This is a genomic window from Ensifer sp. Root278 (assembly GCF_001429285.1).
GTDB lineage: Bacteria > Pseudomonadota > Alphaproteobacteria > Rhizobiales > Rhizobiaceae > Ensifer.
In genome coordinates this window covers 295012-312165 of the sequence record NZ_LMJJ01000041.1, presented here as the reverse complement: position 1 = coordinate 312165, position 17154 = coordinate 295012, and the positions used below count along the sequence as shown (strand labels likewise).

Here is a 17154-nt window from a genome sequence, read left to right as displayed (position 1 = left end):
GCCGGCTTGCGCCAATCAACCCCGGCGCAAATGCAGCAAGGGATAGGGCCGGCCGGCATCGTCGACCGGCGAACGCCCAATCACTTCGAACCCCAGGCGCTGATAGAACCCGGCCCCAGAGGCATTCTGCTCGTTGACGTCTACCGTCAACACCGGATGCAGCGTCATCGCATGCTCGACGAGCCGCCGGCCGACGCCACTGCTGCGCGCCTCCGCGTGAACGAAGAGCGAGTCGATCTGCGCCCCGCTCATGCCCATGAAGGCGAGCGCCTGATCGTTTTCGTCAGCCGCAATCCAGAACTCGGCTGCCGGCAGATACTGGTCGCGAACCATCCTCTCAATGGCAGCGAAGTCCTCCGGCGTCAGGAAGTCGTGCGTGGCGACCACGGCGCCGCGCCAGATCTCGAAGGTGCGCGGATAATCGTCAGGACGGGAGGGGCGAATGGAAATGGTCATGCAACAATCACTTTGAAAAACGAGGCGCCGATGGGATTGCCGCGCTCAGGCCCGGGCCAAAGCAGCGCACAGGACGCCAGATGGTGAAGATGTCCGGTCCCGAATCCGATCCGGCACGACGCGCGCACTCTAGTTGAGGGCGCCCCGATCGCAAGCCGTTCGGCCAGGTGCGCTTTTCAGGCAACGACGATTAAGTTTCCAGTAACCATATCTCATGTTCCCCGGGGAACAGCGCAGCTGACGCCACACGATAGTCTCTATGTCACGGTTTCTACCGACACACGTCAACAAACGCAGGGCTTGGAGGACACGGACATGATCAAAACCGCTTTCGGCGTCAACGTCACCGTACTGGTCTTCTCGATCACCGTGATCGCCATCATGCACTTCGCCCTGTCCCAATATCGGGCGGCCGAAATCGCCGATATCAACCTGCCTGACTACTCGACCATCACTTCGTCGATCCACTACTAAGGCCCTCGTTCCGGCCGCGAAAGTCAGGCAGCGTGTCGAACTGGCTTTCCTCCGTCTGCACCTCCTTCGAGCAAAACGATCTGTAGGCGCTACCATCGATGATGGCGGCGCCTTTTTGCATCGATCAGCCGCCCCATGAACGGCCGGAGAGATTATGATAGGCAACGCCGATCGAGCGAATCGAACGCTCGAAACAGACGTCTATCAATGTTCCCAAAGGGGCCGAGGCAAATATGGCAGATCCGCAAAACGAGCTGAAGCTCAGCACCTTCAAGCTGCACGAACAGGCGGTCCGCGCATCCGTCGGCGGGAAGCAGCTGGCATTGGACGCACTCGAACTCGGCGGCGAAATCCTCGTCGTCCTGACATGGCTGGGCAACTCCGAGAAGGGCCTGCGCAAGCCGGAATATGTCCTGCCCTTGAGCGCGATCATGCACCAGAAGCTGAGCAACGATTCGGACGCGAAGTACAAATGGGCTATCGGTTCACCGCTGCCGCAGTCGCTTTTCGACGGCAGCGCGTCGAGGCAATTCAGAAGGCAGTTCGGTGTCAGAAGCGGGCCGGCACTGACGTTGCCATTGAATCCAACGCGTCATTGAGGGCGGCGTTCCCTCCCTGACAGGGCTCCGTTACATACGAAAACCACTGTATATCGCACCACGTGGCGAATGCCGTGGCCTTGCTTCAACAAGGAGAATAGAAAAGGCGGCAAGCGGCGGCCGCGCCAATCTAGCCCGAAAACTCCGCCACAGGGGGTGCGTTTTCCGCGCTGGGATTACCTATGTCTCAGGTATGGACAATTGGAGAAATGGTAGCGGAGGAGGGATTCGAACCCCCGACACAAGGATTATGATTCCTCTGCTCTAACCTACTGAGCTACTCCGCCGGGTACCGCGTCAGGGCTTCGAAGGAGAAGCCGTCTTGACTGGACGGGCGGCTTATACGGCCCGCTTCCGGGCAGTGTCAAGCCAAGTCTCCGGGAAAATGTGAAGTTTTCACAACAGCCCGGAAATCAAGGGCTTCAGGCGGCCGCAGGCGCCGAAAGAAGCACCTTCAACGCCGCTTCGGCACTCGCTTCGCGCTCCGATTTGCGAATGAAACCGCCGCCATAGACGCGTGCATCCTCGCCGACGCCGGAATAGAGCGCGCAGGCCTGGCCGGGCGCGATGCCGGCTTCGCCTTCGGCGAGCTCCACATAGATGCCCTCCTCGTCCGTCGCCAGCACGGCAGGCGCCGGCTGGCGGGTGGAGCGCACCTTGGCGAAACAGTCAAAGCCGCGCGCAGCCGCCACTTCGACGTCCTCGTCGCCCAGCCAGTTGACGTCGCGCAGATAGACGCGGCGGGTTTCGAGCGCCTCCTTGGGGCCGACGATGACGCGGCGCGAGCGCGCGTCGAGATAGACCACGTAAAGCGGCTCGCCGGTGGCGATGCCGATGCCGCGGCGCTGGCCGATGGTGAAGTGCAGGATACCTTCGTGCGTGCCGAGCACGCGGCCATCGAGATGAACGATCTCGCCGGAAAGGGCTGCATTCGGCTTCAGCTTGGAGACGATGTCGCTGTATTTGCCCTGCGGCACGAAACAGATGTCCTGGCTGTCGGCCTTCTGGGCGACGACGAGGCCCATCTCCTCGGCGAACTTGCGCGTTTCGGCCTTGGAATAGCCGCCGAGCGGAAAGCGCAGATAGTCGATCTGTTCCTGGGTCGTGGCAAACAGGAAGTAGCTCTGGTCGCGCTCGGCATCGGTCGGCCGGTAAAGCGCCCGCTGGCCGGCATAGCGCGGGCTTGGGCTCGGGCGCGAGCGGATATAGTGGCCGGTCGCCAGCGCATCGGCGCCGAGCTCCTTGGCGGTCGCAAGCAGGTCGGCGAACTTGACCGTCTGGTTGCAGGCAACGCAGGGGATCGGCGTCTCGCCGGCGATATAGCTTTCGGCAAACGGATTGATCACCGTTTCACGGAAGCGCGCTTCGTAGTCGAGCACATAGTGCGGAATGCCGAGGGTTTCGCAGACGCGGCGGGCATCGTCGATGTCCTGGCCGGCGCAGCAAGAGCCGGCGCGGTGCACGGCAGCGCCGTGATCGTAAAGCTGCAGCGTGATGCCGAGAACGTCGTAGCCCTCGCGTTTGAGCAGGCCAGCAACGACGGAACTGTCGACGCCGCCGGACATGGCGACGACGACACGCGTATCTTCGGGCTTGCGGTCAAAATCGAGACTGTTCACGGGATCCAATCCGGCCTTCGGGCGGCAATCCATGCGCCGGCCCTGTTTCACGCTTCATGCGATGCTTGGCCGAGGAACTCTCGGCTCACGGTATGCTCGGCTTCTACAGCGACCCTTGCGCGTCTGATCAGACGCGCAAGGGTCGCTGTAGCACTTTGTTGCTGCATGTTTTTGTCCTTTAATCGGCTACGATTAAAGGAAACATGCGGTAGGCGCCGCGCGTCCAATGAGACGCGCAAAGGTCGCCGCAGCACTTTCATTTCCGCGACATATAGAAACTTGTCCGTCCGGCGGCAAGGCCGGCCGCCATACCCGACAGCGCCGCGCGTCCATTGGGACGCGTCATGCCAGCTCAGATCAGCTTCAGCCGCATGGCGCGGGCGATCGCCTGCATGCGGTTGACGGCGTCGAGCTTGCGGGTCGCGCTCTTGAAGTAGCTGCTGACGGTGTAGGTCGAGATGCCCAAGATGATGGCGATCTCGTCGCTGCTTTTGCCCGCAGCCGCCCAGCGCAGGCATTCTACCTCGCGGCTCGAGAGCTTCTCGCGCGCCGAATTGCCGGTGTCGAAGGTACGCTCGAGGCATTCGAAAAGCTGGACCAGCGTCAGATAGAGTGTCGCGCATTCGACGCCGACCGGTGCCTCGCGGCGGCCGGACAGCATGGCGATGAAGGGATCACCATTGCTCGTGTGAAGGAGCACGGCGAAATGGCGGGCCATCTCCGGGTGAGCGAGCAGCCGGTGCACCATGGCCTCGTCCACCGGCTTTGCGGCGATATCGAGGAGCTCGGGTCCGCCGGTTACCGGCAGCTTCGTAAACCGCAGCCGCTCGACCAATGTGCTCGACTGGAAGCTTTCGCAGGCGTCGTATTGGCGGACGAGCTCCGACGGCCAGTTGCTGAGCACCAGCCGCTCGGAGAAGCGCTGCTGTTCGGCGAGCGGCATGCGCGCGATCATGAAATGGCCAAAACCATAGCGGGCGATCAGTCGCCGCATGAGATGCAGAAGTTCGTATTCGGTGCGGACGGCAGCCGTATCGACGTCCGAAAAAATATCCGCCGCTTCAGCCTCGCGCAGCAAGGCCGGTTCATTCGATTCCTTCATCTGCGATCACCACATCCCCAGGCGCCACCGCGCCCGGTCGAGAGAATACAAAAAACGCCTCAGATCACCTGAGGCATGAAGTTCACCCCGGCGAACAAATACAGCCGCCGCTACCGGCCTGTCCGCGCAAGAAACGCGTCCGGTTGTGAAAACTATGACGATGCACCAAGAATGATTGCGGGAGCGCGCATACGACGCTCATCCTTATTTCGGCGCCTCGTTACCAAGAATTTTAGTTAAAGTGAAATGTGGTAATTGCATGGCTCCCATGACAATTCCGGGATAATCCAGGCTCTTCTCAAAGCAATTCACAAGCATAGGGCGCGCAGCCCCATGAATTGAGTGGGGCGGGCGGTCGAAATGGCGCCCCGCCGAAGTGTCTCAAATTATGAGTAAATTGTTACTTCCTGCTTAGGCAAATGTTAAATGTGGCAGGCTAAGGTCACGGTCATATGGTCTTGAGTTTGTGTAGAGAGTCCCATGACCGAAATGATGCGACCACGTGTAAAATATGTCATCGGCCCCGATGGCAGCCCTCTGACGATTGCGGATCTGCCGCCGGCGAATACCCGGCGCTGGGTGATACGCCGCAAGGCAGAGGTTGTTGCCGCCGTGCGCGGTGGCCTTTTGAGCCTTGAGGAGGCGTGCGAACGCTATACCCTCACGGTCGAAGAATTCCTGTCCTGGCAGTCCTCGATCAACGATCATGGTCTTGCCGGCCTGCGCACCACTCGCATCCAGCAGTATCGCCACTAGTTCGCCCATTACAGGGCCATAGGTCGAGCGGCGGCTTCGGGTTCCCCGGAGCCGCCGCCGTCGTTTCAGCCTCGCGGTGAAAGGCGGATTGGTGCTGTTTCGGGAACAGTCTGTGTACCGCGGCACGGGTTTGGTGGATTTCGATTTCCGGATTTCTGCGCTAGCTTTCGGACAAGGAAACCCGGTTCGCCAAGGAAGGCTGTCATGGAAATCTTACACGAGGAAACTGGATCGCACGGCCGCTACTCGACCGTTGTCGAGGGGCATACCGGGGAAATGACCTATTCGCGCACGTCGCCGCAATTGATCATCGTCGATCACACCCTTGTTCCGGATGCCTTGCGCGGCAAGGGCGTCGGCCAGGCGCTCGCCAAACACGCTATCGAGGAAGCCCGCAAAGGCGGCTGGAAGATCATTCCGCTCTGCCCTTTCATGAAGGCGCAGACGATGCGGCACCCCGAATGGCAGGATGTCATCCAGGCATGAGACACGGCTGCGCGCCGGCAAGCCTCTCCTGATCTCAACAGACTTGCGCTGATCTCAAAATGAGAAGACCCGCCCGAACGCCAAGGCATCGGGCGGGTCTCTTCGTCTTGTCACGATCGTGCCGGATCGGGTCATGCCAGACGCATGCCCCGACAAGGCTGGAAATATCTGCCCCGAAACGGGCTACCCGCCTGACCAGCGCACAAATTCCCCGGACCGGAATCGACCTGGAGATCAAATCGTCCGCTAGATCAAAGGCTTGCGGTTCGGCTGCGCCCGATCGGGGCGCAAGAGCCGCAGCTTATGCCCGCAGGCGGGTCGATGTGTCCCGCTCTTCGAGGGCCGCCGCCTTCGCGTATTCAGCCTGCACTTCTTCGAGCGCGAGCTCGGCAGCATCCTGCTGCGCCTTCAGTTCGCGAATGGAAACCTGAAGATTGTCGGCTCTCTGACGTGCGGCCTTGGCGAAGGTGGGATAGGCGAAGTGCTGGGGATCGGAGATGCCCGACTTCTTTTCCTCGAAAATAATCTGATTTTCCAGATCCTTGGTCATCCGTTCGAACTCAGCCATCATCATCTGAAGCTGGTTCAGTTGACGCTGCTTCTCGCGGACCTGAAATTCCTTCAGGCGGACAAGGCTCTCACGTGCTTTCATACGCAATACTCCCGTGGATAACGAGACCCCGGTTACTGATTTGCCCGCGAGCCGGCCCGAACGGGGCCGGAAACGAAAAATCTTCAGCGATATTAACAAAAGCCTACCGCTGGTAACCTTTCGTTTACGGGCATCGTTAATCATAGGCGTGATGATTTAAGGCTCCGTAAATGCTGAGGCACGAAATGTGACCGCCCTGGCATTAACGAGTCGGAAGAGTCAGATAGTGGCATTTCCTCATGTTTCACATGAGATTAGCCGTTCTGGATTCACGTTGGAAATCAGGAGACTGGTAAAAATATTTAACAAACTCGATACACCTTGCCAGAGGGAATCAGAATTTGTTAACCATTTGGTGGCAGCCTCCAAATCAGGCAACGACTGGATCCGTATCGCGTAAGGGTGCCACGACGACCTTGGGCGGCGGAAAAGGGGAAGAATATGCGGGTTCTATTAATCGAAGACGATAGTGCAACGGCTCAGAGCATTGAGCTGATGCTCAAGTCCGAGAGTTTCAATGTCTACACCACCGACCTCGGTGAAGAAGGCGTCGATCTCGGCAAACTTTATGACTATGACATCATCCTTCTCGACCTCAACCTGCCGGATATGTCCGGCTATGAAGTCTTGAGAACGCTGCGCCTTTCCAAGGTGAAGACCCCGATCCTGATTCTCTCGGGCATGGCCGGCATCGAAGACAAGGTCCGCGGCCTAGGCTTCGGCGCCGACGACTACATGACCAAGCCCTTCCACAAGGATGAGCTGGTCGCCCGTATTCACGCCATCGTCCGTCGTTCCAAGGGTCATGCCCAGTCGGTCATCTCCACCGGCGAGCTGATCGTCAACCTGGATGCCAAGACGGTCGAAGTCGGCGGACAGCGCGTCCACCTGACCGGCAAGGAATACCAGATGCTCGAGCTGCTTTCGCTGCGCAAGGGCACGACGCTGACCAAGGAAATGTTCCTGAACCACCTTTATGGCGGCATGGACGAGCCGGAACTGAAGATCATCGACGTCTTCATCTGCAAGCTGCGCAAGAAGCTTGCAAACGCTGCCGGCGGCGCCAACTACATCGAGACCGTCTGGGGCCGCGGCTACGTGCTGCGCGAGCCGGATGGCGCCGAGTACGCCGAAACCGCCTGATACCCGCAAGGGCCTGCATGCCCCCCGCATGATGCGGGCCCAGAGTGTTCACAAAACCCGCCACGAGCGGGTTTTGTCGCTTCTACAGCGCCGCGCGTCTTATCAGGCGCGCAAAGGTCGCTGTAGCAATTTAATTCACTGCATCTTTCCTTTAATCGGCTACGATTAAAGGAAAGATGCAAGTAGCCATATCTCACGCCGCTCCCCCTCAAAAGGCGCAGCCCCTTCGCGCGCATGAAGAACCAACGGCCGGCGGCAAACACGCAAAAGCCGCGGCAGTGGCCACGGCTTTCATCTCATCCGGAATATGTGCGCGTGAGTGCTCAGGCCGCCATCGACTGGCTTGCGAAAACACTGGTCAGGATCTTGCGGTCGAAAGGCTTCAGCAGGAAGTCGTCGGCGCCGGCCCGCTTGCCGGCCATCATCTTCTTCAGATCCGCCTCGACGACGCAGTAATAGATCCGCACCGAAGGGCCGTTCGGGAGCCGCCGGATGTTGCCGATGAGTTCGAGCGCGCCTTCCAGCCCGGCGTCGATGACCAGGATGTTCGGGAGTTCGGCTTCGCAGCGGACAAGCGCCTCGAGGCTGTTCGATGCCTCGTAAACCATGAAGCCCATGCCGGACAGGATACGTTTCCCAACTTTCCGGACGACATCCGAGCCGTCGGCAATCATCAAGCGCCGCATGTCCAACTCCCTTCGCAACTTACCTATACGCGTACTCGCAGGCTTGAAACAACTCTATACAAATTTGGGAAAGAATTCGTTACGGAGTTTGCTTAATAGCGCCTTTCTTCGCCGCATCAACCATCTGAAAACATTAAGTTTTCCAGAAATGGACGCAAGCAGAAAGAAACATGACGCACATGTGCGGCCCCACGCCGAAGCGCGGGACCGCACGTTTTAAGGACTTTGAATAGAATGATTGCAGGCGGGAAATGAAACCTCAGGCTGCAACGCGGGTGGTGAAGATGATCTCTTCACCGGTCGATGCAACCTCGATCGTCATGCCGGCTTCCTCGCCGAGCAGCACAGTGTAGTAAGGCTGGATCGAATGCGCGTCGACCGCTTCCTCCGGCGTACCGGACAGCAATTCCGTCAGCCTCGGCGGTACGCGCATCATGCGGCCCTTCGCGACCAGGGTGAAGACGGCGTCGAATTCCGGGTTCTCCAGCGTGACGTCGATCGAACCGCCGCGCGGGATCGCCCCATAGGCGATGAGGAAGAGGTTCAGGAGCAGCTTGACCCGGTTCTTGGCGATGATCGCGCGCGGGCCGTGCCAGTTGACCTCGGTCTTCTTTTCGGCAGCCGCGAAATCCTTGGCCGCCTTCTCCGCTTCACCGGTGTCGATCGAGGCACCGACCGAGCCGGATGCGCCGAATGCGAGGCGGGCGAATTTCAGGCGGACCGAGGCGTTGAGCGCGCTCGTCCGGATCAGGTCCATCGCATCGGCGTCGGCGCCGCCCTCATCCAGCAGTTCCAGGCCGTTGTTGATGGCACCGACCGGCGAGATGATGTCGTGGCAAACCCGGCTGCACAGAAGCGCGGCCAGATCGGGTCCCGTCAGTGTCAGGTTCGGATTCGTTGCCATCGTGTATCCTTGTTGGTTCCGCCGGCCCGCCGCTTGGGGGCACGCGCCATCGTGACGCCGGTAAAGCCTCACGCGAAAAGACGCAAGTCATGGGCTGCCCGGCGCAGCCGTTCATCAGTGGATCATAATGACACCACATTTGGTAAACCGATTGTTAAGACCATCGGTTCAAATTGCATGGAAATGGTCCAGCCCCCTCACTGGTCGCACAGTGGTCTGACTGGCGGCCGCTGCAAACCCGCAAGCGAGCAATTTTCGCGCCTGACGGAGGAAACGATGCATCAGATCATGAAGGCAGCCACACAGGCCTGCCGTGTTGTCCTGGCCACGCTGTTCCTGGTCGCTGCTGCCCAAACGACGGCGCATGCCCAGTCTGCGAACAACAGCCAATACACGATGCAGGAAATCGTCGATGCCGGTCACGGTTTCTTCGGCGAAACTTCGGGCGGCTTGGCGAAGGTCGTCGAACGCGCCTTCGAGCGCTACGGCCTGCCGAACGGCTACATTCTCGGCCAGGAAGGCTCCGGCGCATTCATCGCCGGTCTCACCTATGGCGAAGGCGAACTCAACACCAAGAACGCCGGCCAGCACAGCGTCTTCTGGCAGGGTCCGTCACTCGGCATCGACTGGGGCGGCCAGGGCAGCCGCGCCATGATGCTCGTCTACAATCTGCCGAGCGTGCCGGCACTCTACAAGCGCTTCGGCGGCGTCTCCGGTTCGGCCTACGTCGTCGCTGGCGTCGGCATGACGGTGCTGACCGACGAACAGATCGTCGTCGTTCCGATCCGCACCGGCATCGGCGCGCGGCTCGGCGTCAATGTCGGCTACCTCAAGATGACCCAAACACCCACCTGGAACCCCTTCTGAGGTCAGCTGCATTATTCCTTAAATCGGCATCGATATAAGGGCAAAATTATGCAGCAGATCTAAAATGCTACAGCGACCTTCGCGCGTCTAAAGAGCGCGCGAAGGTCGCTGTAGTCGGGTCGGCGCAGGCAAAATCCCGCGCCGGAGACTTGCAGCGCACGAAACGTCATGTTTAGTGCAAGAATGCGGAATTAAGGAGTGCCTGCCGCACCGCGAGGTCCGGCAGCCACTCCGGTTCCGGTACAGTTTTGAAACGGCCAGCTCGTGATCCAATTCGCGCTTCTCTTTGCCCTGGGCTTTCTGACGGCGATCATCATCGGTCTGCTGGTCGCACCGGCGATCCACCGCCGCATCGTGCGCTTTGCCGAAGACCGACTGAAGGCGACCATGCCGCTCAGCCCGCAGGAGGTGCGCGCACAGAAGGACGCTGCCCGGGCCGCTTACGCCGCTGAAAACGCCCGCACGCAGCAAGCCCTGAAGCGCGAACGCGACAAGGGCGTGTCGCTGATGCTTGCCAACGAGAAGAGTTTGCACGAGGCGCGGCGCCTTGGCGGCGAGAATGCCGACCTGCATGCGCAGCTTGCCGACATGAACGTCGAAGCGGCGGACATGCGCTCTGCCATCCGGCAATTCGAGCAGCGCCTGGAACGGATGAAGGCAACGCTCGACAGCGTCGAGCGCGACAATGCCGGAAAATCCGACGAGATACAGAAGCTCGGCGTCCACCTCGCCCAGCATGCCGCCGAAATCGACAATCTCAGGATCACCCTGGTGGCGCGCGAGACCGAGGTCGAGCATCTGAAGAGCCGGATAGCCACGCTGCGCGACGAGCGCGAAGCCCTGCGTGGCGATCTCAAGGCCGAGACGACCCATGCCAAGGAAATGGAGATTCGCCTCTCTCGCGACGAAACGCGGCTACACCGGCTGGAAGACAAGCTGGCGCGCGAGATGGCAACCAGCGCCGACCGCGAAAGCGCACTCGAGCGGCGCGCGGGAGAAATCGAACGGTTGAAGACCAAGGTGAAGGATACCAATCAGGAAATGCGCGATGCAGCCAAGGCCCTGCGCGCCGCGGGCATCGCCTTCCCGCTGAGGAAGGAACGCCGGCCGGCCACCGAACAGGCTGCCAACGGTTCCGTATCCCCGCCCGATCAGCCGGCCAGCGAGATTGCTGGTTCTGCAGCCGCCGATGATCTGCGCAACCGCGCCACCGCGCTTTCGGAACGCCTGACCAATTCGAAATCCGCCGCCCATGACGACGCTCTGCGCGACGAGGTTGCGGCAATTGCCGCCGGCATGGTTGCGTTGACGGCGACGAACGAAGGCCCCTCCTCCCCCATCCTCAATCTGCTGGCAGGTGAAGAGCAAGAGCAAGGCGCAGCCAAGCGGGAGAGTTTGGCGAAGCGGGCGAAGGACATTCTGCCGCGCGAATAGAGCCGTTGGCCGGGCAGACCATTGACGCCTTTGGCGCACGCGCCGGTCACCAGGTCACGGGATCGAGCCATTTCCTGCTGTCACCGGAAAGCCTGGGAACCTTGAGTGTCAGATGCGGCCGTTGATCAGCGCCACCTGGTGCAGGGCAATGCCGGCCGCCGTCGAGACGTTGAGGCTATCGAGGCCCGGACGCTGGCGGATTCGCGCCGTGCGGATCGAGGTCAGCACGGATTGCGGCAACCCCTCCCCTTCGGTCCCCATGAGAAGTGCCGTACGCGCCGCCGGGGGGATCGCGCCAAGATCGGTTTCTCCGGCGGGAGAGAGCCCCCAGATCGCAAAGCCCGTCTGCTGCAGCCGCTCCAGCATCGCGGCCACCGAGCCTTCGCGCACAAAGGGCACCGTCAGCACCGAGCCCACGGAGACGCGGATCGCCTTGCGATACATCGGGTCGCAGCTCGTCTCGTCCATCAGCACGGCATCGACCCCGAAGGCCGCAGCGTTGCGGAAAAGCGCCCCCATGTTGTCGTGATTGGAGATGCCGCAGGCCGCCAGCACGAGGCTCGACGCCGGCAGCGACGCGATCAAGGCGTCGCGGCCGGGCGCGCCTTCGCGGCGACCGAGCGCAAGCACGCCCCGGTGCATGTTGAAGCCGGCGATCGCATCGAACACCTGCGCGTTCGCCACATAGACGGGCACCGTCGACGGAAATCGTTCGAGGATTTCCTGAACGCCGGCGAGACGGTTTTCGAGCAGCAGGATCGCCTCGGCGGCAAAGCCGCGCCCGCTTTGATGCGCAGCCGCCAGCATGCGCAGCACGACCGTGCCTTCGGCGATGAAGCGGCCCTGCCGTCCCGTCAGGTCGCGCTCCTTGATCGAAACGAAGCCGGCAATCCTGGGATCGGCGGCGTCGTCGATGCGCTGGACGGGCGGGAGGGCGCTCGCCATGCCGTCAGTTGGTCCTGACGGTGATGTCGGCGACGATGCGGCCGGCGCCGATATCGAACACGATGGCGCGCGGCTCCGATCCCGGCAGGTTGCCGTAGAAGAGCACCTGGGAGCCGGAGAGCGCCACGTTCGTGACGGTGAAGCCGGCGGGCAGTGCTGCGACCGCATTGACCGGCGCTTCGCTCGGAACGACGGCAGTGGCGGCCTGAACGGGCGCCTTCGCGTCCGTGCGCGTCAGCTTGTAGACAATCGTCCCAAGGACGGCCATAAGCATGACCAACATGACGCCGGCCGAGACGAGCTGAAGCTTCACCATCTTGCGGCGGACATTTTCCATGGCCGGATCTAGCGGCTTGTCTTCCTGGTCATCGGGCTCGATTGCGGTCATGGTTGGCCTTTTTTCGGATTTGAACGGAATGAACGACCCCTTTAAACAAGCGACGGCCAATAGGAAAGTCCTGACGGCGGGCGAGGATGCCGCGGGACGCCTGGATTCCTTCCTGACGGACGCACTTTCGGGTGAATTCTCCCGCAACCGGATCAAGGGCCTGATCGCACAGGGAGCGGTGTCGATCAACGGCAAGGCGGTGACCGAAGCGAAGAAGAAGGTCCATCCCGGCGATGTCTTCGAGATCGACCTGCCCGAACCGGAAGATCCGGAGCCGAAGGGCGAAGACATCTCGCTCGACGTGCTCTACGAAGACGACGACCTGATCGTGCTTTGCAAGCCAGCCGGCCTCGTCGTTCATCCCGGCGCCGGCAACTGGACCGGTACGCTGGTCAATGCGCTCATCCATCATTGCGGCAGCAGCCTGTCGGGCATCGGCGGCGTCAAGCGCCCGGGCATCGTCCATCGCCTCGACAAGGAGACGAGCGGCGTCATGGTTGTCGCCAAGAACGATGCCGCGCACCGCCACCTCTCGGAGCAGTTTGCCGACCACGGCCGCACCGGCCCGCTCGAACGCGCCTATCGGGCCGTCGTCTGGGGCCGCCCGCGGCAGCTGAAGGGAACGATCGACGCCCCACTCGGGCGTGCCGTCGACCGGACGAAACGCGCGGTCAAGCGCGAAGACAGCGACGACGCCCGCGAAGCCATCACCCACTACGAGGTCGTCGAGCGTTATCTCGAAAAGCCCGATGGCACCTGCCTGGCGTCGACGGTGGAATGCCACCTCGAAACGGGGCGCACGCACCAGATCCGCGTGCACATGGCCCATATCGGCCATCCGCTGATCGGCGATCCGGAATACGGCGCCGCCTTCCGCACCAAGGCGAACTTGTTGCCGGATGCGGCCAGGGTCGTCGTCAATCAATTTCACCGCCAGGCCCTGCACGCCTTCATGCTGCAGTTCGAACATCCGGCGACCGGCGAGACCATGCATTTCGAATCACCGGTGCCTGTCGACATGGAGCAACTGATCGAGGCCCTGCGGAGCGAAGAGTGATCGTGCCCTTGAATTCCGGTGTCGGGATTCCAATTTAAGGCTCAGTCTTTGTTCGTGACATTTCTGTCGCCCGGCGTCACAGATTGGTGAAACCGGACTCCTTGAATCATGCTTTCGCCGTACTTATTTTCTAGGCTCGTGGGGTCTTGACGAAGACCCACATGCCCGGCTTGCCGACCGGAGGCCGGAGACGACAAAGGGGGGTGCTTCATATGGCCCGAAACAATTTGCCGACCATTGCCGCTGGAGAAGGCGGCCTCAATCGCTATCTCGACGAAATCCGCAAGTTTCCGATGCTGGAACCGCAGGAAGAGTACATGCTCGCCAAGCGGTACCAGGAGCATGACGACCGCAAAGCAGCGCACAAGCTGGTCACCAGCCACCTTCGCCTCGTCGCCAAGATCGCGATGGGCTATCGCGGCTACGGCCTGCCGATCGGCGAAGTCGTATCCGAAGGCAATGTCGGCTTGATGCAGGCCGTCAAGAAGTTCGAGCCCGATCGCGGCTTCCGCCTTGCCACCTACGCGATGTGGTGGATCAAGGCGGCGATCCAGGAATATATCCTGCGCTCGTGGTCGCTGGTGAAAATGGGCACGACCGCCAACCAGAAGCGGCTGTTCTTCAACCTGCGTCGCCTCAAGGGCAAGATCCAGGCGCTCGACGAGGGCGATCTGAAGCCCGAACAAGTCAAGGAAATCGCCACCACGCTCAAGGTGAGCGAGGATGAAGTGGTTTCGATGAACCGCCGCCTCTCCGGCGACGCTTCCCTCAACGCGCCCATCAAGGCGAGCGAAGGCGACTCCGGCCAGTGGCAGGATTGGCTTGTCGACGATCACGACAACCAGGAAGAAATCCTGATCGAACAGGACGAGCTTGAAAACCGCAGGGCGTTGCTCGCCAATGCGATGAAAGTGCTGAACGACCGCGAGCGCCGCATCTTCGAGGCACGCCGCCTGACCGAAGAGCCGCTGACGCTCGAGGATCTTTCGGCCGAGTTCGACATCAGCCGCGAGCGCGTGCGGCAGATCGAGGTCCGTGCCTTCGAGAAGGTCCAGGACGCCGTGCGCAAGGCCGCTCTCGAGCGCGCCAATGCATTGCGGGTCGTCGAGGGCGCATAATAAACGCTCTTCGCGGTTTCCGGGCGCTACGGTTGCCCGTCATCGATAAAAGCCAAATGAAAAACCCGGCGGATCGCTCCTGCCGGGTTTTCTTTGTCCTGTCCGACCGCGCTTGCTTACTGGCTGTTGGTCGCCGCGTCCGTTGCCGGTGCGGCCGTCCAAGCGCGCATCGCCTGGTTGAAGGCGTCGGTTCCGCTCGGCCCCTTCTCCAGCGTCAGCAGTGCGCGGCGCCCGTTCCTGTAGGTCAGCGGAATGTCGATCCAACTCCGGCTGCGCAGCAGTTCGGTGTTGTTGCCGATCGCGTCCTTCGAATCGTTGAGCGCGATCATATGGAAATCGTCGGTGATCTTGGCCGGAACCGCAATCAGCGCATCGCCGCGATCCTGCTCCGTACGCTTCATCGAAACGCGCTGAACGCTGTCGATCGCGCCGCCTTCGAAGTTCGGCGGCAGCGAGAAGACGAATTCGACGACATGGCTGGCCGGCAAGGACTCGTCGGCGTTGCGCTTGATCGTCATCAACGCGGTCAGACCCCGGTCCGGAATGGTGATCTGCGCCTGGATGGCCGGTTCAGGCTTGGCGTCGCCACCAGGCGATTCTTCCTTTACCGACCACGCAACGGTTCCCGGAATGGCCGTCGGCGAAGACTGGCCGAGACGCTCTTCGTAGAGGAACATCTTCTCGCCATTGGCGATCGCAATCTCCGGCGTCGTCGGCTGACCACCGGTCTGCTGGCCCGCAGGCGGCGTGCCTGCAGCCTGTCCGGCCGTTCCACCTTGGGCAGTGGCCGTTTCGACGGGCTTGCTCGCCTCTGTCTGCTGTGCCACGGACTTGCCTTCCTGCGCGGCGCTCTCGCCGCTTGCGGTGGCAGGTCCATTGTCGACTTCCGAGCCGTCACCAAGAAGGCGTTGGGTGAACTTGGTCGAGCTGTTGTCCGGGACCGCCGTGTCGTCGTGCCGTGCCGGTTCCTGCTGCGTCGATTCTCCCTGGGTTTCCGCCGGCGGAGCGCCCTCTTGTGCCGGCGATCCACCGATGTTTGAAACGGCCGAGGTGACCGATGCCACGATGCCCGAAAGCCAGGCATTGCCGGCTTCCCGGTTCTGCCAGTAGGCGAAGCCGCCGCCACCAAGCGCCAGCAAAATGACTGCAGCGACGGCGAGGCGCTTGATGCTGAAGCGCGATGGCTTCGGGGTGGCCCGGTAAGATGCCGGCCGCGATGCCGCGGGCGCCGGTGCCTCAGCGCCACGCTCCGGCTCACGCGCAGCCGTCGATGCTGCTGCACCCGCCGTCGCCGCAGCAGTGGCACCTTCGAAACCGAGCAGGTCGTCGATGTGATCCCAAGCCGTGCCTGCACGATCTTGCTGGCTCTGAGGGGTATCGGTCGAGGCCGTCTGTCCGGTCTTCTCGACCGGCCAGGACCAATCGGCAATCTCCGGCTCAGCGCTCTTTTCGGTTCGCCGTTCCTCCAAAGGCGCAAAGGGATCGTTGTCGTCGAACGACCAGTTGCGCGCGGTGTCAACCTTGGGAAGCTCTGCTTCGGCCCTCGGGGTCTCCGCCGGCGCATGCTGCTGCAGCTCTTCCACCGGATGCATGCCAAGAAGCTCGGGGGTATGGGCCGGCTCTTCTTCGCCGACCTGCTGGTCCGTGGGAGCGGCGTGCTTTGCTACGGGAGAGGCGGTCTCCCATTCCGGCAGCTCCCATTCCGAGGCGGCCGACTTTTCTTCGGCGGCCACTGCCGGAACATCATCCCATGTCGGTTCTTCGACAGACCGGGCTTCCTCGTCTATCGACGGGGGAGCGACGGTCTCTTCATAGCTCTCGACCGGAGCTGGCTCCGAATATTCCGCAGCCTCGTAAACCGGGGCATCCGCCTGCGGCTCTTCGACGACGGGGGCGCTCGGCTCCTCTACCGGAGCCTCGGTCGCTTCGACATGTTCGGCAACCGGCTCTTCCGCAACCCGCTCTGCCGGCGCTACCTCTGCGGCTTCGACGTAGTGTTCCGTATACGGTGCCGGTACTTCGTGAACCGCAGCATCGTGGTCAGGTGCCGCAGTGCTTTCCGCCTCCGGAGCCGCTTCCTCGGCAACCGCAATCGGCTGGCTTTCACCAACCGGCTCGGGCTGCGCTTCGGGCTCAGAAACGACGTCCTCGACAGGCGACTCGGCGGCTACGGCTTCGGTCGCTTCCTCCACCACCTCCGTCTCTTCGAGCGCGGGCAAGGCTTCGGCATATTCGCTGTCGACCTCGACGATGGCGTTTTCGAGTTTCGCCAACTGGCGATTGATCATGTCGTCCGACGGACGCGGGTTCATGTTTTCGAGTTGGCGGCGCACGGCCGCGCGCGCCTTCTCGTATACCCTGTCCCGCATTTCAGGGGTGTTTTCCGACAGGCCGTCAACGGTCCTGCGAATAACTGCAACAAAATCCGCCATTAGTACTTTCTCATACGCCCAGGTATGTCGTTGCGA

Annotated in this window: 18 protein-coding genes and 1 tRNA gene; 9 read left to right on the top strand and 10 right to left on the bottom strand. The window is 61.5% G+C overall.

From position 1 onward, the window contains the following. Nucleotides 1-15 precede the first annotated feature (15 nt). On the bottom strand, nt 16-456 hold the full coding sequence (locus ASE60_RS27330; RefSeq protein WP_057254722.1) for an acetyltransferase: 441 nt from the start codon (nt 454-456) through the stop codon (nt 16-18). A 315-nt stretch (nt 457-771) separates the two neighbouring features. Between ASE60_RS27330 and ASE60_RS34920 the strand changes: the two genes are divergently transcribed. After that, nucleotides 772-930 (top strand): hypothetical protein, encoded by a 159-nt coding sequence (locus ASE60_RS34920; protein WP_156414732.1) that lies wholly within the window; start codon nt 772-774, stop codon nt 928-930. 233 nt (nt 931-1163) lie between these two features. Continuing rightward, nucleotides 1164-1529: a hypothetical protein gene (locus ASE60_RS27325; RefSeq protein WP_057254721.1), complete on the top strand. Its 366-nt coding sequence runs from the start codon at nt 1164-1166 to the stop codon at nt 1527-1529. Nucleotides 1530-1739: 210 nt separating this feature from the next. Here ASE60_RS27325 and ASE60_RS27320 read toward each other — a convergent pair. The 3 genes from ASE60_RS27320 to ASE60_RS27310 all read right to left on the bottom strand — a co-directional run bounded on the left by ASE60_RS27320 (nt 1740) and on the right by ASE60_RS27310 (nt 4250). Further along, nucleotides 1740-1816, bottom strand: a tRNA-Met gene (locus tag ASE60_RS27320). Between the two features lie 135 nt (nt 1817-1951). Next, nucleotides 1952-3181 (bottom strand): tRNA 2-thiouridine(34) synthase MnmA, encoded by a 1230-nt coding sequence (mnmA, locus tag ASE60_RS27315; RefSeq protein WP_057254720.1) that lies wholly within the window; start codon nt 3179-3181, stop codon nt 1952-1954. Nucleotides 3182-3500: 319 nt separating this feature from the next. After that, complete coding sequence (locus ASE60_RS27310; RefSeq protein WP_057254719.1) at nt 3501-4250, bottom strand: LuxR family transcriptional regulator; 750 nt, start codon at nt 4248-4250, stop codon at nt 3501-3503. A gap of 480 nt (nt 4251-4730) precedes the next feature. On the opposite strand from ASE60_RS27310, the gene ASE60_RS27305 reads away from it, so the two are divergent. Further along, a complete protein-coding gene (locus tag ASE60_RS27305; RefSeq protein ID WP_003527546.1) occupies nt 4731-5006 on the top strand; it encodes a DUF1153 domain-containing protein in 276 nt (91 codons plus the stop codon). 204 nt (nt 5007-5210) lie between these two features. Next, nucleotides 5211-5492, top strand: coding sequence for a GNAT family N-acetyltransferase (locus tag ASE60_RS27300; protein ID WP_057254718.1), 282 nt, complete (start codon nt 5211-5213; stop codon nt 5490-5492). A 301-nt stretch (nt 5493-5793) separates the two neighbouring features. Here ASE60_RS27300 and ASE60_RS27295 read toward each other — a convergent pair whose 3' ends face one another. Beyond that, on the bottom strand, nt 5794-6144 hold the full coding sequence (locus tag ASE60_RS27295) for a flagellar export protein FliJ (protein ID WP_057254717.1): 351 nt from the start codon (nt 6142-6144) through the stop codon (nt 5794-5796). A gap of 441 nt (nt 6145-6585) precedes the next feature. Here ASE60_RS27295 and ctrA point away from each other — a divergent pair, with 441 nt between their 5' ends. Continuing rightward, the gene (ctrA, locus tag ASE60_RS27290) at nt 6586-7287 is read left to right on the top strand and encodes a cell cycle two-component system response regulator CtrA (protein WP_025424706.1); all 702 of its coding nucleotides are present in this window, start codon (nt 6586-6588) and stop codon (nt 7285-7287) included. Nucleotides 7288-7610: 323 nt separating this feature from the next. Here ctrA and ASE60_RS27285 read toward each other — a convergent pair whose 3' ends face one another. Both ASE60_RS27285 and ASE60_RS27280 read right to left on the bottom strand, forming a co-directional pair. Beyond that, complete coding sequence (locus ASE60_RS27285) at nt 7611-7973, bottom strand: response regulator (RefSeq protein WP_057254716.1); 363 nt, start codon at nt 7971-7973, stop codon at nt 7611-7613. Between the two features lie 259 nt (nt 7974-8232). Beyond that, a complete protein-coding gene (locus tag ASE60_RS27280; RefSeq protein ID WP_057254715.1) occupies nt 8233-8877 on the bottom strand; it encodes a histidine phosphotransferase family protein in 645 nt (214 codons plus the stop codon). A gap of 276 nt (nt 8878-9153) precedes the next feature. On the opposite strand from ASE60_RS27280, the gene ASE60_RS27275 reads away from it, so the two are divergent. Together ASE60_RS27275 and ASE60_RS27270 are read left to right on the top strand one after the other, a co-directional pair. Beyond that, a complete protein-coding gene (locus ASE60_RS27275) occupies nt 9154-9744 on the top strand; it encodes an EipA family protein (protein ID WP_057254714.1) in 591 nt (196 codons plus the stop codon). 264 nt (nt 9745-10008) lie between these two features. Continuing rightward, entirely contained in the window at nt 10009-11178 is a 1170-nt protein-coding gene (locus ASE60_RS27270) for a hypothetical protein (RefSeq protein ID WP_057254713.1), read from the top strand. A gap of 108 nt (nt 11179-11286) precedes the next feature. Here the strand turns inward: ASE60_RS27270 and ASE60_RS27265 are convergent, their stop codons facing one another. Together ASE60_RS27265 and ASE60_RS27260 are read right to left on the bottom strand one after the other, a co-directional pair. Further along, nucleotides 11287-12123 (bottom strand): RNA methyltransferase, encoded by an 837-nt coding sequence (locus tag ASE60_RS27265; protein ID WP_057254712.1) that lies wholly within the window; start codon nt 12121-12123, stop codon nt 11287-11289. 4 nt (nt 12124-12127) lie between these two features. Further along, on the bottom strand, nt 12128-12511 hold the full coding sequence (locus ASE60_RS27260) for a hypothetical protein (RefSeq protein WP_057254711.1): 384 nt from the start codon (nt 12509-12511) through the stop codon (nt 12128-12130). A 28-nt stretch (nt 12512-12539) separates the two neighbouring features. Between ASE60_RS27260 and ASE60_RS27255 the strand changes: the two genes are divergently transcribed. Further along, the gene (locus ASE60_RS27255; protein WP_057254838.1) at nt 12540-13568 is read left to right on the top strand and encodes an RluA family pseudouridine synthase; all 1029 of its coding nucleotides are present in this window, start codon (nt 12540-12542) and stop codon (nt 13566-13568) included. Nucleotides 13569-13780: 212 nt separating this feature from the next. After that, nucleotides 13781-14686 carry an RNA polymerase sigma factor RpoH gene (gene rpoH / locus ASE60_RS27250; protein ID WP_057254710.1) on the top strand — a complete coding sequence of 302 codons (906 nt, stop codon included), beginning with the start codon at nt 13781-13783 and terminating at the stop codon, nt 14684-14686. A gap of 116 nt (nt 14687-14802) precedes the next feature. Here the strand turns inward: rpoH and ASE60_RS27245 are convergent, their stop codons facing one another. After that, nucleotides 14803-17118: a hypothetical protein gene (locus ASE60_RS27245; RefSeq protein WP_057254709.1), complete on the bottom strand. Its 2316-nt coding sequence runs from the start codon at nt 17116-17118 to the stop codon at nt 14803-14805. Between the last annotated feature and the right edge of the window lie 36 nt (nt 17119-17154).

Excerpts from the sequence above, each read along its gene's own strand:
- ASE60_RS27330 (WP_057254722.1), bottom strand. The coding sequence starts at position 456 with ATGACCATTTCCATTCGCCCCTCCCGTCCTGACGATTATCCGCGCACC.
- ASE60_RS34920 (WP_156414732.1), top strand. The coding sequence starts at position 772 with ATGATCAAAACCGCTTTCGGCGTCAACGTCACCGTACTGGTCTTCTCG.
- ASE60_RS27325 (WP_057254721.1), top strand. The coding sequence starts at position 1,164 with ATGGCAGATCCGCAAAACGAGCTGAAGCTCAGCACCTTCAAGCTGCAC.
- mnmA (WP_057254720.1), bottom strand. The coding sequence starts at position 3,181 with ATGGATTGCCGCCCGAAGGCCGGATTGGATCCCGTGAACAGTCTCGAT.
- ASE60_RS27310 (WP_057254719.1), bottom strand. The coding sequence starts at position 4,250 with ATGAAGGAATCGAATGAACCGGCCTTGCTGCGCGAGGCTGAAGCGGCG.
- ASE60_RS27305 (WP_003527546.1), top strand. The coding sequence starts at position 4,731 with ATGACCGAAATGATGCGACCACGTGTAAAATATGTCATCGGCCCCGAT.
- ASE60_RS27300 (WP_057254718.1), top strand. The coding sequence starts at position 5,211 with ATGGAAATCTTACACGAGGAAACTGGATCGCACGGCCGCTACTCGACC.
- ASE60_RS27295 (WP_057254717.1), bottom strand. The coding sequence starts at position 6,144 with ATGAAAGCACGTGAGAGCCTTGTCCGCCTGAAGGAATTTCAGGTCCGC.
- ctrA (WP_025424706.1), top strand. The coding sequence starts at position 6,586 with ATGCGGGTTCTATTAATCGAAGACGATAGTGCAACGGCTCAGAGCATT.
- ASE60_RS27285 (WP_057254716.1), bottom strand. The coding sequence starts at position 7,973 with ATGCGGCGCTTGATGATTGCCGACGGCTCGGATGTCGTCCGGAAAGTT.
- ASE60_RS27280 (WP_057254715.1), bottom strand. The coding sequence starts at position 8,877 with ATGGCAACGAATCCGAACCTGACACTGACGGGACCCGATCTGGCCGCG.
- ASE60_RS27275 (WP_057254714.1), top strand. The coding sequence starts at position 9,154 with ATGCATCAGATCATGAAGGCAGCCACACAGGCCTGCCGTGTTGTCCTG.
- ASE60_RS27265 (WP_057254712.1), bottom strand. The coding sequence starts at position 12,123 with ATGGCGAGCGCCCTCCCGCCCGTCCAGCGCATCGACGACGCCGCCGAT.
- ASE60_RS27260 (WP_057254711.1), bottom strand. The coding sequence starts at position 12,511 with ATGACCGCAATCGAGCCCGATGACCAGGAAGACAAGCCGCTAGATCCG.
- ASE60_RS27255 (WP_057254838.1), top strand. The coding sequence starts at position 12,540 with ATGAACGACCCCTTTAAACAAGCGACGGCCAATAGGAAAGTCCTGACG.
- rpoH (WP_057254710.1), top strand. The coding sequence starts at position 13,781 with ATGGCCCGAAACAATTTGCCGACCATTGCCGCTGGAGAAGGCGGCCTC.
- ASE60_RS27245 (WP_057254709.1), bottom strand. The coding sequence starts at position 17,118 with ATGGCGGATTTTGTTGCAGTTATTCGCAGGACCGTTGACGGCCTGTCG.